The 251-nt window shown below is 43.4% G+C and carries 1 tRNA gene; it reads left to right on the forward strand.

Annotated features, from left to right (window positions below):
• Nucleotides 1-56: 56 nt before the first annotated feature.
• A tRNA-Trp gene (locus tag AB4503_RS25685) sits at nt 57-133 on the forward strand.
• The last annotated feature ends 118 nt before the right edge of the window (nt 134-251 follow it).

The following is a 251-nucleotide window of genomic DNA, read 5'->3' on the forward strand; positions in this document are numbered from 1 at the left end:
ATTCGATAACCTCGCCTAGTGCGAGGTTTTTTCGAATCTGAAGTAATGAAAGTTTTAGGGGTGTAGCTCCAATTGGCAGAGCAGCGGATTCCAAATCCGCGTGTTGGGAGTTCGAATCTCTCCACCCCTGCCATATCTTCCCTTAGGGGATATGAAAAGCCTCAACTTCGGTTGAGGCTTTTTGCCATCTAGTATTATGAAAAATAGAGATTTTCAGATCTCCTACCTGTCATACCAATCCGGAAAATTAA

This window comes from Vibrio sp. 10N.222.55.B11 (assembly GCF_041473705.1).
Classification (GTDB): Bacteria; Pseudomonadota; Gammaproteobacteria; order Enterobacterales; family Vibrionaceae; genus Vibrio; species Vibrio crassostreae_C.